We start from the raw sequence: 14,527 nt of genomic DNA on the forward strand, positions 1-14,527 counted from the left end.
GAGGTCGCCAATATAAAACGGCGGCTCACAATAAAAGTTGCTTAGGCAACATAAAAAACAAACGACAACACATAACCAATGGCTGAGGGTAATTTATGAGAAAATTGTTCAAGGTTCTTCCTCTGGTATTAGCGATGACCAGCGTTAGTGCTTTTGCCGCTGCGCCAAAAGACATCAAAATCGGTACAGATCCAACTTATGCACCTTTCGAGTCTAAAAACTCTTCCGGCAAATTAGTCGGTTTTGATATCGATTTGGCTAACGAGATGTGTAAACGTGCTGAAATCAAATGCACCTTCGTTGAAGGCGATTTTGACTCGCTGATCCCGTCTCTGAAATCGAAGAAAATTGACGCCATTATTTCCTCGTTGTCGATTACGCCAAAACGTGAAGAAGAAATTAGCTTCACCGAAAAACTCTATGCGGCTAATGCCCGTTTAATTGCGCCAAAAGGTTCCAAAATTGTCCCAACTCTGGATGGCCTGAAAGGTAAAAACGTTGGCGTGCTGCAAGGTTCAACGCAAGAAGCTTACGCTAACGCTAACTGGCAGCCAAAAGGCATCAACGTTGTGCCTTACCAGAACCAAGACCTGATTTACGCTGACCTGGCGTCCGGTCGTCTGGATGCGGCGTTCCAAGATGAAGTGGCGGGGAGCGAAGGTTTCCTTAAACAACCTAACGGTAAAGACTATGCATTCGCCGGTCCTGCTGTGAAGGATGACACTTTCTTTGGCGTGGGCACGGGTATGGGCTTGCGTAAAGATGATACCGAGCTGAAAGCCGCGCTGGATAAGGCATTTGACTCAATCCGTAAAGATGGTACTTACGACAAACTGGCCAAGAAGTATTTCGATTTTGATGTATACGGCGGTTAATGTTTTGCCTGTGTGCAGGTAACGTTTTCTTCACTCAGTAAGTGGTGGCCTGTGCCAATAGGGACAGGCCACGTTTAGTGAAGCCCCATACGCTTGCACAACAGCGTCCGATTTACTGCTAAGACAGGACAAGACCATGTTTTATGGCTATTCCCACGTAATTATTCAGGGAACCCTTGTTACCCTGGAGTTGGCGCTTTCCTCGGTGCTGCTTGCCGTGGTGATTGGGCTTATCGGCGCAGGCGGGAAACTGTCTAAAAACCGTATAATTTCCAGCGTCTTTACCGGTTACACGACGTTAATTCGTGGCGTTCCCGATTTGGTGTTAATGCTGCTGATTTTTTATGGATTGCAGATCGCGTTAAACAACGTGACTGAATTCCTTGGAATGAGTCAAATAGATATTGATCCACTCAGCGCGGGGATTATCACGCTGGGCTTTATCTACGGCGCTTATTTTACCGAAACATTTCGCGGTGCGTTTTTGGCGGTACCTCGCGGTCAAATCGAAGCGGCTGTGGCCTATGGCTTTAGCCATGCACAAATTTTCCGCCGCATTTTGTTCCCGGCGATGATGCGCTATGCCTTACCAGGCATTGCCAATAACTGGCAAGTGGTGTTGAAGGCGACGGCGTTGGTCTCATTACTGGGGCTGGAAGATGTGGTTAAGGCGACGCAACTGGCGGGCAAGGGCACTTACCAACCGTTCTATTTTGCTATCGTCGCAGGGGTGATTTATTTGGTGTTTACCACGGTATCCAACGGTGTGCTTTTATGGCTTAACCGTCGCTATTCGCTGGGCGTGAAGAGGTCTGAGCTATGATGGATATCCTGCACCAATATGGTATGTCGTTACTGTGGAGCGATGGCTATCGCTTTACCGGGTTGGCGGTCACGCTGTGGCTGTTAGTCAGCTCAGTGGTGATGGGCGGTTTGATGGCGATCCCTTTGGCCGTCGGGCGAGTGTCCTCTAATCGCGCCATTCGCCTGCCTATCTGGCTGTTCACTTACGTATTTCGTGGTACGCCGCTGTATGTACAGTTGCTGGTGTTTTATTCCGGTATGTATAGCTTGGAAATTGTTCGTCAGACCGATTTCCTCAATGCATTTTTCCGCAGCGGTCTGAACTGTACTATTTTAGCGTTGACGCTTAACACCTGTGCTTATACGACCGAGGTTTTTGCCGGTGCAATTCGCGCGGTACCGCATGGTGAGATTGAAGCCGCAAATGCTTATGGTTTCTCACGCTTCAAGCTATATACCTGCATCATTTTGCCTTCGGCACTGCGCACGGCGTTGCCTGCTTACAGTAATGAAGTGATCCTGATGCTGCACTCGACGTCGCTGGCCTTTACGGCAACGGTGCCGGATATCTTGAAAGTGGCCCGTGATATTAACTCTGCGACTTATCAGCCGTTCTATGCCTTTGGCATTGCGGCGGTGATTTACCTGGTCATTTCTTTTGTGTTGATCAGTTTGTTCCGCAAGGCGGAAAAACGCTGGCTGGCGCATATTAAGCCGCAATCCAGTCATTAACCGTGAAAACTATAAAACTGTAAACCTGTGCGGGAAACAACATGGCAGAGCATAAATTAGCAGTCATTGATCTACATAAAAACTACGGTGAACACGAAGTGCTGAAAGGCGTTTCCTTGCAAGCTAATGCGGGCGATGTCATCAGTATTATCGGTTCATCGGGTTCGGGTAAAAGTACGTTTTTACGCTGCATCAACTTTCTTGAAAAGCCGAGCGAAGGCTCGATCAGCGTAAATAATCAGGATATCCGTATGGTGCGTGATACCGACGGACAGCTGAAAGTTTTCGACAAAAAACAGCTGCAACTGTTGCGTACTAAACTGACGATGGTTTTCCAGCATTTCAATTTGTGGAGCCATATGACAGTGTTGGAGAACGTGATGGAAGCGCCTATTCAGGTGCTTGGCCTGAGTAAAGCGGAAGCCAAAGAGCGTGCGGTGCGTTATCTCGATAAAGTCGGCATCGATGAGCGTGCGCGGGCTAAATATCCGGTAAACCTCTCCGGTGGTCAGCAACAACGTGTGTCTATTGCACGTGCGTTGGCGATGGAACCCGAGGTGCTGTTATTCGATGAGCCAACCTCGGCGCTGGACCCTGAGCTGGTGGGCGAAGTGCTGCGTATTATGCAAAAGCTTGCCGAAGAAGGGAAAACCATGGTGGTGGTGACGCACGAGATGGAGTTTGCTCGTCACGTGTCTAACCATGTCATTTTCCTACACCAAGGCAAAATCGAAGAACAAGGTCACCCTAGTGACGTGTTCGGCAGCCCGAAAAGCGCGCGTTTACAGCAGTTCCTGTCTGGCGCGCTGAAATAAGCGTTTTACACTTTTGATGAAGAAAAAGGTCGCCGAGATTGGCGGCCTTTTTTATATTCAATCTTCTGGTCTATTTATATTTTTCTGCCAGTAATGACGGGATATTTTCACCTTCGGCAATAGGTATTGATTGATTCACTAAGCTCGGATACTGGGCGGTAAGATAAGCGCCTATCTCTGCTTTGCTACCCATTTCAATAAAGATAACGGGCCCGAGTGAGAGCTCTTCGATCATCAAGGCTAAATCTTCTGCAATATCATGATATTCCGACTGATTTAAAGCGTGCGCGTGCTTATTTTTCTCCGGCATATCGACAAGGATACAGCGATAGTTTGCGATCAATGGCTCAATATATTGATCGACATCTGTCCGATTAGCCCGTCCCTTACCAACAAACATCATTACGGGTCCTTCACCACGATCGCGATAAGCATAGCGGGTTCCGTTGATACGGATTTGCTGCTGGTGATAAAGATCGGCGGTATCGAAAGCGCGAGCCAATAACGCAGAGTCTTCGAAAATCTGATAACGAGCAATCAATCCTTCTCGCAGCGTAAAGCGGATTGCGTAATCGCTATCGATAGTATGGCCGCTGCTAATGATTGTGTGGCGAAAACGACCCAGTGCGATCACCGTATCATCAGACTCAATGAGCCGATCGATGCTGAAGGCGTGTGGCTGGAAGTGTATCGGGAATGACGCCAGCCACTGTTTTACCTGAGTTTTCCCACGCAGCAGACCAACGGTAGATACTTGCAGCGTGCCATCGATATGCCACACGACATCTTCAGTCATGAGTGCGAGCGCGCCTGCAATATCACCACGAGAGAACGCCGCGAAATAGTTTTGGATCAGGGGCTGTGGTGAGAGAAGAACATTGTTTATTGCCATGATGAATTGTTCCTGAAATATAGGGGAGTGGGGGAAATAGCGGCGCGTCGCTATTTGAATTATCATTAATCACTTAATGCAAAACTACAGACAAAATCGGCAATAAGGTTTCCAAAAATAGAAAATATGGACTGGAATGATCTACGTTATTTCCTGAGCGTGACCCGCACAGGCAGTCTGACCGGCGCGGCGGCTGCGTTGCATGTCAGCCAATCAACGGTCTCGAGGCGAATTACTGCGTTGGAAGAGAGTCTCGGTACTCAACTGTTTGTTCGTCACGCGACCGGGTATTTTCTGACCGACCGGGGGCAGGATGTTTTACGCCGCGCTCAGGCGGTTGAAGACAGCATTATGGCGCTGGAAAAGGGATTAACGGGACTTGATAACAGTGCGAGCGGCGTTGTTAGATTGGCCACCGCCGAAACTTTGGCTGTCAGTTTGATTATTCCGGCCTTACCCGAGTTTTCCGCACGCTACCCACATCTGTGTTTAGAGATCATTACCAGTACGGATATGGTTGATTTACCCCGTTATGAGGCCGATCTGGCACTGCGTTTGGTACGCCCCTCGCATGGCAATCTGGTGATTCAAAAATTGGGATCAATGGCGTCTGCGGTATATGGATCTGTTGATTATCTGCGTCAGCATCCGCCAGAAGAAACTCCGCCCGTTGGCGGGCGTAGATTTGTGGTGTGGGATAAGTCCTTCGCTCATTTACCGAGTGCCACGTGGCTGGCAGAGCGGGCTTATGATCTCAATCCCGCATTGGTGACAACCAGCGTTGCGGCGCAATATGCGGCGGTAAAAGCGGGAATAGGCTTAGCGTTGCTGCCTTGTTTTTTAGCGGTAGAAAACGATGATTTGGTTCAAGTCATCCCATCTGAACAGGTATTTTCTGAGGATCTTTGGCTGGTGACTCAGGCTGATTTACGGCAATCACTACGTATTCGTGTAGTCGCCGAGTTTCTCAAGGTATTGTTAGCTCGGCATCAGTCAGCATTCTCTGACTTTGGTTAATAGGCGCATGAATCATTATCTGTTTATGCCAGCCGGCAAATTGGCTGGCATAAATCATCTCATGGCGACTCTCAGCCTTGCGTTTTCGCTGCCAACAGGCAGATTTGTTCGGTGAGCTCATAGGATTTGATAAATGAGTTCACCGGTAAGAATTCATATTTGGAATGGAAGTTGTGCGCACCGGTGAAGTAATTCGGCGTTAATAACCCTTTGGCCGACAGCGCGGCGCCGTCGGTGCCGCCACGCATTGGGATCACTTTTGGTTCAACGCCGATGGCTTCTAATCCGGCAAAAATCAGGTCAATCGCCCGGCGGTCTTCACCGATAGCGCTGCTGATGTTGCTGTAGATATCGCTAATACTTACCGCAACCTGCGCCGTAGGATATTGATCGGCAATTATCTTGGCAACGTGCTCAATCTTCTGCTTACGGGCGGCAAAACTGGCACTGTCGAAATCGCGAATGCTGACTTTTAGTTTTGCTCCTTGCTGATTGGCACTGATATCGTTAAACCACACATAACCTTCGCGGCCTTCGGTATTTTCTGGCGTTTCCTGCCGGTCAAAATGGCTGATAAAGTCATGCGCCATCAATAGCGGGTTGACCAGTACGTTTTTGGCCGACATTGGATGAGCAGTGACCCCGGTAAAGGTGATATCGGCGGAGGCGGCATTGAAGTTTTCATAGACGACTTCGCCCAGCTCACAACAGTCGATGGTATAGGCAAAATCGACGTCAAAGCGGCGTAGATCAAGCGCTTTGGCACCTCGCAGGCCAATCTCTTCATCGGGCACAAAGGCGACAACGATATCGCCATATTGCTGCTCGTCAGTCAGGTTTTCCAGCAGGGTCATCACGACGGTTACCGCAGCTTTATTATCTGCGCCAAGTACGCTGGTACCATCACCGAAAATAATATCCTGACCTTTATAAGGCAGGATTTCTGGCCGTTCTGCGGTGCGTAACCAAATATCCTCGGCTTTATTTAGACACAAATCCTCACCGGTGAATGGCAAGATTTGCGGGTGGATATGCGGGCTTAACCCAACATCGACGGTATCAATATGGGTGATAAAACCAATACGTGGCCCACCCATTTTTGTACCAGGCTTGCGAGCGGTCACCGTCGCATAATTATCAATTTCGATATCGACTAAGCCCAGCGTGTGTAACTCTTGCGCCAGCAGTGCGGCCATATCGTGCTGGCTTGGCGTGCTGGGTAAGGTTGTCGCGCTGGCATCACTTTGTGAAGAGATCGCCAGATAACGGAAGAAGCGGTCGGTGAGTTGTTTTGCGAGTGGTGTCGGCATCTTAGTTCTCTAAATAATATTTTTATATAGCGCGGAATATTGCCAAGTGTTGCTTGGATGTTAATCTATTTTTCTTCAGGTGTCTGATGAAATAAATCTATAAACATTCGCTGACAGGGAATAATGATGACAAGAAAAATAACAAAACTGAGCTTAGGGCTGCTGGCCTTAAGCATGATGGCAGGGGCGTCGGCAAAAACGCTGGTCTACTGTTCAGAAGGCTCGCCAGAGTTGTTCAACCCTCAACTCTATACCGCGGGAACCTCGGTTGATGCCAGTGCGGTACCTATCTATAACCGCTTGGTCGATTTCAAAGCAGGCACCACAGATCTTATCCCGAGTCTGGCGGAAAGTTGGGATATCAGCCCTGATGGCAAAACCTATACTTTTCATTTGCGCAAAGGGGTGAAGTTTCAGAGCAATAAACTTTTCACGCCAACCCGCGACTTCAATGCTGATGACGTGATTTTCTCGTTTATGCGCCAGAAGGATCCCAACAACCCTTACCACAACGTCTCTAACGGCACCTATCTCAATTTTAGTAGCCTGGATATGGCTAACTTGATCGGCAGCATCGATAAAGTGGATGATTATACGGTACGCTTCAATCTTTCCCGTCCTGAAGCACCATTTATCGCCGATCTTAGCTGGTATTTCGCCTCAATTTTATCCGCGCAATACGCAGATGCCATGCTTAAAGCCGGTACGCCGGAGAAGGTTGATTTGCAACCAATTGGTACCGGGCCATTTGAGCTGGTGCAGTACCAAAAAGATACCCGTATCTTGTATCAAGCCTTCCCTGAATATTGGCAGGGTAAATCCAAGATTGACCGCTTGGTGTATAGCATCACGCCAGATGCCTCAATACGTATGGCGAAGCTGGAGAAAAACGAGTGCCAGGTAATGCCATTCCCGAATCCGGCAGACCTCGATCGTTTACGCGCCAATAAAGACATTAACTTGATGAGTAAATCAGGGTTAAACACCGGATTCCTGTCATTCAATACTCAAAAGAAGCCGCTGGATAATGTGAAAGTGCGCCAGGCGCTGACTATGGCAATAAATAAAGCGGCGATTATTGATGCGGTATTTCATGGCACCGGCACGGTAGCTAAAAACCTGCTGCCACCGGGAGTATGGAGTGCAGATGATGCCATCGCTGACTACCCTTACTCGTCGGAAAAAGCCAAAGCCTTGTTAGCGGAAGCGGGTTACCCGAATGGTTTTGATATCGACCTGTGGGCAATGCCGGTACAACGGCCTTATAACCCTAATGCACGTCGTATGGCCGAGATGATTCAGGCAGACTGGGCGAAAATTGGCGTTAAAGCGCATATCATTAGCTATGAATGGGGCGAATACCAAACCCGTATCCGCAATGGTGAACATCAGGCCGCGCTGATGGGCTGGACCACAGCGAATGGCGACCCAGATAACTTCTTTGGCCCGCTGTTTACCTGTAAAGCAGCGCAAGGTGGTTCCAACTCAGCCAAATGGTGTTACCCGCCGTTTGATAAGTTGATCAGTGAAGCTAAAGAAACCACCGATCATCAAAAGCGTGTTGAGTTATATCAGCAAGCCCAACAAATGATGCACGATCAAGCGCCAGCGGTCATGATTGCCCACTCGACAATCTTTGAGCCTGTACGCAAAGAGGTCACCGGCTATGAAGTCGACCCGTTCGGGAAACATATTTTTTATCAAACCGATATAAAGTAGCCAGACCGGGCTTGGGGTGGTTTTTCAAGCAATGACCGTGCTTGATACGGTTTGGTAAAATCTTAGAATAGTGAATGTTTCGGTTTGCTCAAGTATAGCGATTACTTTGGCATTGTAGCCGAAACCGACCGAAGGGTTCAGGGCGGAACCCTTCGGCATCCCGCGACTTTTCAATGTGTGATACCGGATTCCAATTAGGCTATGTTTCAGGTGCCGCTGCGACAGGCGCAAATTTCATGGCTCCGCCATCCCTTCCTCGGATTCGAGCCAGCTCAATAAACACTTCGCTGTCTCTCCACCGCTCGTCAGTGAAATTTTGAGTGCGCCTCAATGGTTTTTTAAGTTCAAAAGATAAACTGCCTCTGCCTCTGCCTCTGCCTCTGCCTCTGCCTCTGCCTCTGCCTTTGAACTTGACCTTAAAAGCCGCTAAGCGCACTCAAAATGCCACCGGTAGAGTGGTGAAAGACAATGGAATTATCGTTGGCTTGAACCCGGAGACGGGGAGCCTGGAAGGCTGGCATTTGCGCGATAACGGAAGTGACTGAAACATGGCCTCCGCTGGATCGGATGCTAATGTATTAAAAGGGCTGGAGATCCATAAGAGGAAAGCCCACTTTTCCTCTTATGTCGGTTCGGACTGCAAGGTCACATTGAACACTGCATTTAAAGAACCGAAATATTCACGATGCCGGTTTTAATAAAACCCTACCAAGCTTGGTTAAGCTTGAAAAAAACGTACAATCGCTGTCTAGATTGAATAAACCGAAATCTTCACCGTTTCCCGGTTTTACAAAACCGAAGCAATATTGATTGGGCACTTAATGATCTATAGCGAGAAAGCATCTGCAACCGCGGCAATTGCAATAACACCTGAGTTTTATCCGTTTGTTATCGTCGGTGCCGGGCTGGGTGGGCTAACGTTGGCACGTATTCTGCAAAAACACGGGATGGCTGTCGTTATTTTCGAAGCGGATATTGCTCGAGATGCTCGCGGTCAGGGTGGTTCGCTTGATATGCATGTTGAATCGGGACAACTGGCGCTTAGGGAAGCGGGATTGGAGAATGCGTTTCGGGCGATTGCTCGTCCTGAAGGGCAGGGACTGCGTATTGTCGACAAGGCAGGTCTTGTGTATTGGCAGGAGAGCGCCGATCCCAGCAGTACGCCAGATAATTTTGAGCGGCCAGAAGTGGATCGCGCCAAGCTTCGTGATCTATTACTCGATTCTTTACATCCTGGCACGGTGCGTTGGGGGCATAAGCTCACGGCCAGTGAGATTGCTGTCAGCGGTGGTCATTTGCTTCATTTCGACAATGGCTTACGTATCCATGCTGGTACTTTGGTAGGGGCAGACGGGGCGTGGTCACGCGTTCGCGCGCTTTTGTCTGATGTTAATCCCCATTATACCGGTGTGAGCTTTGTCGAAATTGGTATTCCTGATGCTGAACATCGTCATCCAGAAATAGCTGAAATGGTTGGACTAGGTTCTTTTTGCGCCCTGTCTGACAACAAAGGGTTAATGGCACAGCGTAATGGCGATGGTCGAATACGAATTTATATTGCGCTGCGACTTCCTGAGGAGGCTTTAGCGGCATTAAACCTCCCGCTCGACCAACCTGAAGAAGCACGCAATGCACTACTGGCGCTGTTCTCTGATTGGGCGACGCATTTAACTAATCTGATCCGTGTTTGTGACGACAGTTTCCAACTGCGTCCTATTAACATGTTGCCTGTTGGGCTGACTTGGCGTAGCCGACCGGATGTAACGGTGATAGGCGATGCCGCGCACCTGATGTCACCCTTTGCCGGTGAAGGCGCAAACCTTGCGATGCTTGATGCCGTGGAATTAGCCCGTGCTGTGCTAAATGCCGATGACTATGCCGAGGCTATTAGCATCTATGAAGCCAAGATGTTTGCCTATTCCAAACCCGCTGCCGAGCAAAGCGATGCTAATCTGGATTTATGTATCTCAGAGGATGGGGCTAAACAAATGGCCGCTCTAATGAATGAAATGAATCAAGAGCGAGATTAGGACGATTTATCAAGCAATAACTGTGCTTGATACAGTTTGGGAAAATCTTAGAGCTGCGAATGTTTCGGTTTATACCGGGCGGAACCCTTCGGCATCCCTCGCCTTTTCAATGTGTTATACAGGATTTCAATTAGGCTATGTTTCAGGTGCCGCTGCGATAACGGAAGTGACTGAAACATGGATTCCACTGGATCGGATGCTAATGTATTAAAAGGGCTGGAGATTCATAAGAGGAAAGCCCATTTTTCCTCTTATGTCGGTTCGGACAGTAAGGCCACATTGAACGCCGCATTTAAAGAACCGAAATTTACACCATTCCGGTTTTAATAAAACCCTACCAAGCTTGGTTAAGCTTGAACATTGAAATTTTCGCCGCCAGTGAGGCTCTGCCTGGCCTCAAACTAAAACGTTCTCCAGCGCTAGCTTCAACTCTGAATATTGAAATACAAACCCGGCGTCTTCTAATCGCCGCGGGATTGCCCGCTGACCTCCCAGTACCAATATCGCTGATTCGCCCATGAGCAGGCGTACTGCGCTGGCGGGAACACGCATAAAGGCTGGGCGATGTAGCACTTCCCCTAATGTTGCGCTGAACTGTTCATTATGCGAGGGATAGGGAGAAACCAGATTGAATGGACCGTTTAAGGTTTCATGGGTTAGTAGAAAAATAATAGCATTGACCATATCGTCGATATGGATCCACGGCATATATTGTTGACCGTCGCCGAAAGGCCCACCGAGACCTACGCGAAATGGCAGACTCATTTTTGCCAGCGCACCGCCTTTGGCCAGAACGATGCCGGTACGCAACAGGCAAACGCGGGTTTTATCGCTTTCGGCCGCCAGAGCTAAGGCTTCCCAACGATCGCAAAGCTGCCAGGTAAATTGCTTATTTGGCGGCTCGTCTTCGGCAACCACCGATTGCCCTTGATCGCCGTAATAGCCCACCGCTGAACCCGAAATCAATACCGCTGGCGGTTTTTTACTGGCGTTAATCAACTGAGCGAGTCGCTCAGTAAGCTGCCAGCGACTGTGGCACAGTTTGTGTTTTTGTTCTTTCGTCCAGCGCTTATCGGCAATAGGTTCGCCGGCCAGATTAATCACGGCATCAAAACCATCGAGCGATGTTTTATCCGCCAGGGTGTGCCACAGCGTAACACTGGCACCAAGTATCTTTTGTGCTCGCTCTGGCGTACGCGTTAACGCGGTAATTTGATGGGATTGACTGAGGAGTTGCTCAGTGAGTTTGCGTCCGATAAGCCCGGTCGCACCGGTTATCAAAATCTGCATAATCACCTTCCTGAACATGAGTTAACATAAATTTAACCTTATACATCAGCATAGCTGAATGTAGATGTTTTACATGACAATCAGAAGGGGGCTCGCAAAAAAAAGTCCACCAACGAGTCGCCGGTGGACGAGGTATTGAGCTTATTTAGCCAGTGCGTAAGCTTTTTGCGTTGCGGGGCGGTTTTTGATGCGCTCAAACCAGTTGCGGACTGCTGGATAGTCTTCCAGGTCAATGCGTTGGCGTTCATGTGAAACGGCCCAAGGGTAAGTGGCAATATCCGCTATGCTGTAATGCTCGCCAGCCAGATAGGCGTTTTTCGTCAGTTGGGTATTTAATACGCCGTATAAGCGTTTAGTTTCTTGCAGATAACGCTCAATGGCATAAGGAACAGGCTGTGGCGCGAAGTGGGTAAAATGGTGGTTTTGCCCGAGCATCGGACCAAATCCACCGACTTGCCAGAACAACCATTGTAATGTGGCGGTGCGCTCACGCAGCTCTTTACTGAGCAGTTTCCCTGTTTTTTCCGCCAGATATTGCAAGATAGCACCCGATTCAAACACGCTAATCGGTGCGCCGCCATCAACGGGTTGATGGTCAACAATTGCTGGAATTTTGTTATTAGGGGAGATAGCTAAAAACTCGGGTTTAAATTGATCGCCAGCACTGATATTGATGCGATAAAGACGATAAGCCAGCCCTGCTTCTTCAAGGAATAAGGTGATTTTATGACCATTGGGTGTTGGTGCGTAATAAAGGTCGATCATATTGCCTCCTGCGTATTTTGTATTTCATCCATCAGCGTTGATGCTGTTATGCAGATGGGCTGGATGCGGATATTTGCCTGACAAGCAGCTTTTTAAATATTTGTTCTAGTCTAATAGAGTAACAGAAATGCTAATGATAGCAGGCAATGTCAGATTAGTTTGATAGTTTGTCAACCCTGCAACTATAACTTTTATCTTGTACAAGCACATAAGTTGTTATTGATGACATACGACTGAGACAGATAGAATCAGTGCACCCTGGTGAAAAATAAATGCGCGACAACTACGCGCTCAGCGAGAAGGTTTCATAGGATGACGGAACAAGTACACCAGCCCGAAAGCGAAGAGTGGGTTGATATCGTCAGTGAGCAAAATGAAGTGATTGCCCAATCTAGTCGGCAACAAATGCGTGCTCAAAACTTGCGTCATCGCGCCAGCTATATAGTGGTGCATGATGGCATGGGAAATATTCTTGTACAGCGTAGAACCGAGACGAAAGATTTTTATCCTGGCTGGCTAGATGCTACGGCAGGCGGTGTTGTTCAAAGCGGTGAGAACATTTTGGACTCAGCGCGTCGCGAAGCAGAAGAAGAGCTGGGTATTGCAGGCGTGCCTTTTGCTGAGCATGGCATGTTTTATTTTGAAGAGACAGGATGCCGAGTTTGGGGCGCACTCTTTAGCTGTGTATCACACGGTCCTTTTGCTTTGCAGGAGGAAGAAGTGGATGAAGTCAGTTGGATGAGTCCTGAAGAGATCACGGCGCGTTGTGATGAGTTCACGCCAGATTCATTGAAAGCGTTATCTTTATGGATGAGTCGTAACAATGAGAAAGATCATGGTAAGCCGTTAAGTGCCGAGCCGCGAGTGATTGCCGCTGAGCCTTTAGAACCGCTAGATTCTGCATTTTCTGGCGTTGAAAAAGATGTGAACAATCCAGAGTAAGATTCACTTAACGCCAGCGGTAGTTCTCGTTATTGCCGCTGGCGTAGAATAATTTTTTATTGATAATCCTGCCTGTCGTACTAACAACTGTCACGCTTACATAGCGAGGCAGCAATGGTCACTTCCTCCCATTCCTGCTCATTAATACGTGCTAATAAGGCCTGTGCTGCGCGAATACCTATTTCTTTGTGGGGAATAGAAATCGTGGTCAGGGGCGGCTGACAAACTGTGCTGATATCACTATTGCCAAAACCTACTACTGCTAAATCTGTTGGTACGCGAATATGGCGGCGTTGGCATTCATAGAGCACACCACAGGCAAGTTCATCAGATACGCAAACCAAAGCATCAAGCTCCGGCCAAGCCAGCAAAAACTCGGGTAACTGCCGTGCGCCAGTGGAAAAGTTGGCGGGTTCCGCTGAGTTGATTACTCGATGTGGCGAGATATGCGCACGCAACATAGCCTTATGCCAACCTTGCAGGTGCTGTTGAAAAATCCACTGCTCCTGATTAGCGCATAATATGCCAATGTTTCGATAGCCTTTGGCTGTCAGCGTTTGAGTGAGCTGGAACATCGCTTGCGCATTATCGATACCGATATTCATATCGATAGGGGAGTCGGTCAGGGCTCCAATTTCCAGTACCGGGATCGACGCATTGTCTAACCAATTACGTACGTTGGACGAATGTTCTACACTGAGCAAAATGGCGGCCGCAAGATTATAAGATAGCAAGGTTTCCAGCAGTTTTTCTTCGCGCTCAATACGATGCCCTGACTCGGCAAGCATGATTTGATAACCGGCAGGTTGCAGAATTTTTTGTAATCCGGCAAACATTTCAGCACAGCCGTATTCAGCCATGCTCGGCACTACCATCGCGATGGTGAACGAGGAAGCTGAGGCGAGGGAACTGGCGGCCTGGTTTGGTAGATAGCCTAATTGGTTTACCGCTTCTTCAATTTTTTCTCGCAGTTTGTCTGAGACTTGTTCTGGTGTACGCAGTGCACGAGAGACGGTCATGCTGCCTACGCCGGCTAATTGCGCAACGTCAGCTAGTGTAACTCTTCCGGTACTGCGTCGTTTTTTATTAATCGACATGTAACATCCTGACGTTCAATTGCGCATCATGCGCACAATAGGCGAGAAATTGTCATCGTTAGCCGCTCTGGGGATCTACGCAGGGAGTGCGGTTAAAGTAGTGGCAAGATTATCGACCATTCTCCGGCAAAGTATATCGCTATTTCGTGGGCTGAGATGAATGCTGTGATTTGCTTGATGGTAATTATGATAGCGCTATCACAGTTCCAGATAATCAATTTTTGGTAGCGCTATCTTTG

At 48.4% G+C, this 14,527-nt stretch carries 13 protein-coding genes; 8 read left to right on the forward strand and 5 right to left on the reverse strand.

Annotated elements, in window-relative coordinates:
• Positions 1 to 95: 95 nt before the first annotated feature.
• The 4 genes from ACL9RG_RS00280 to hisP all read left to right on the forward strand — a co-directional run bounded on the left by ACL9RG_RS00280 (position 96) and on the right by hisP (position 3,226).
• Positions 96 to 875: a lysine/arginine/ornithine ABC transporter substrate-binding protein gene (locus ACL9RG_RS00280; RefSeq protein WP_422790570.1), complete on the forward strand. Its 780-nt coding sequence runs from the start codon at positions 96 to 98 to the stop codon at positions 873 to 875.
• Between the two features lie 136 nt (positions 876 to 1,011).
• On the forward strand, positions 1,012 to 1,698 hold the full coding sequence (locus tag ACL9RG_RS00285; protein WP_422790571.1) for a histidine ABC transporter permease HisQ: 687 nt from the start codon (positions 1,012 to 1,014) through the stop codon (positions 1,696 to 1,698).
• Positions 1,695 to 2,411 carry an ABC transporter permease gene (locus ACL9RG_RS00290; protein ID WP_422790572.1) on the forward strand — a complete coding sequence of 239 codons (717 nt, stop codon included), beginning with the start codon at positions 1,695 to 1,697 and terminating at the stop codon, positions 2,409 to 2,411. The genes ACL9RG_RS00285 and ACL9RG_RS00290 overlap by 4 nt, the downstream gene beginning before the upstream one ends.
• Before the next feature lie 41 nt (positions 2,412 to 2,452).
• Positions 2,453 to 3,226: a histidine ABC transporter ATP-binding protein HisP gene (gene hisP, locus ACL9RG_RS00295; RefSeq protein ID WP_422790573.1), complete on the forward strand. Its 774-nt coding sequence runs from the start codon at positions 2,453 to 2,455 to the stop codon at positions 3,224 to 3,226.
• A 70-nt stretch (positions 3,227 to 3,296) separates the two neighbouring features.
• Here hisP and ACL9RG_RS00300 read toward each other — a convergent pair whose 3' ends face one another.
• Positions 3,297 to 4,118, reverse strand: a complete 822-nt coding sequence (locus ACL9RG_RS00300; RefSeq protein ID WP_422790574.1) for a nuclear transport factor 2 family protein — start codon at positions 4,116 to 4,118, stop codon at positions 3,297 to 3,299.
• A 126-nt stretch (positions 4,119 to 4,244) separates the two neighbouring features.
• Between ACL9RG_RS00300 and ACL9RG_RS00305 the strand changes: the two genes are divergently transcribed.
• Positions 4,245 to 5,135, forward strand: coding sequence for a LysR family transcriptional regulator (locus ACL9RG_RS00305; protein ID WP_422790575.1), 891 nt, complete (start codon positions 4,245 to 4,247; stop codon positions 5,133 to 5,135).
• Between the two features lie 71 nt (positions 5,136 to 5,206).
• Here the strand turns inward: ACL9RG_RS00305 and pepT are convergent, their stop codons facing one another.
• A complete protein-coding gene (gene pepT, locus ACL9RG_RS00310) occupies positions 5,207 to 6,445 on the reverse strand; it encodes a peptidase T (RefSeq protein WP_422790576.1) in 1,239 nt (412 codons plus the stop codon).
• A 126-nt stretch (positions 6,446 to 6,571) separates the two neighbouring features.
• On the opposite strand from pepT, the gene ACL9RG_RS00315 reads away from it, so the two are divergent.
• Both ACL9RG_RS00315 and ACL9RG_RS00320 read left to right on the forward strand, forming a co-directional pair.
• Positions 6,572 to 8,164 (forward strand): ABC transporter substrate-binding protein, encoded by a 1,593-nt coding sequence (locus ACL9RG_RS00315; protein WP_422791150.1) that lies wholly within the window; start codon positions 6,572 to 6,574, stop codon positions 8,162 to 8,164.
• 821 nt (positions 8,165 to 8,985) lie between these two features.
• A complete protein-coding gene (locus tag ACL9RG_RS00320) occupies positions 8,986 to 10,194 on the forward strand; it encodes an FAD-dependent oxidoreductase (protein WP_422790577.1) in 1,209 nt (402 codons plus the stop codon).
• A 396-nt stretch (positions 10,195 to 10,590) separates the two neighbouring features.
• Here ACL9RG_RS00320 and ACL9RG_RS00325 read toward each other — a convergent pair whose 3' ends face one another.
• Entirely contained in the window at positions 10,591 to 11,484 is an 894-nt protein-coding gene (locus tag ACL9RG_RS00325) for a TIGR01777 family oxidoreductase (RefSeq protein ID WP_422790578.1), read from the reverse strand.
• A 141-nt stretch (positions 11,485 to 11,625) separates the two neighbouring features.
• Positions 11,626 to 12,249, reverse strand: coding sequence for a GSH-dependent disulfide bond oxidoreductase (gene yfcG / locus ACL9RG_RS00330; protein ID WP_422790579.1), 624 nt, complete (start codon positions 12,247 to 12,249; stop codon positions 11,626 to 11,628).
• Between the two features lie 312 nt (positions 12,250 to 12,561).
• Here yfcG and yfcD point away from each other — a divergent pair, with 312 nt between their 5' ends.
• Positions 12,562 to 13,191: an NUDIX hydrolase YfcD gene (yfcD, locus tag ACL9RG_RS00335; protein ID WP_422790580.1), complete on the forward strand. Its 630-nt coding sequence runs from the start codon at positions 12,562 to 12,564 to the stop codon at positions 13,189 to 13,191.
• An 80-nt stretch (positions 13,192 to 13,271) separates the two neighbouring features.
• Here yfcD and ACL9RG_RS00340 read toward each other — a convergent pair whose 3' ends face one another.
• Positions 13,272 to 14,288, reverse strand: coding sequence for a LacI family DNA-binding transcriptional regulator (locus ACL9RG_RS00340; protein WP_422790581.1), 1,017 nt, complete (start codon positions 14,286 to 14,288; stop codon positions 13,272 to 13,274).
• Positions 14,289 to 14,527 lie beyond the last annotated feature (239 nt).

Origin of the sequence: Rouxiella sp. Mn2063 (assembly GCF_049319665.1) — a bacterium.
Taxonomy (GTDB): Bacteria; Pseudomonadota; Gammaproteobacteria; order Enterobacterales; family Enterobacteriaceae; genus JBMOUD01.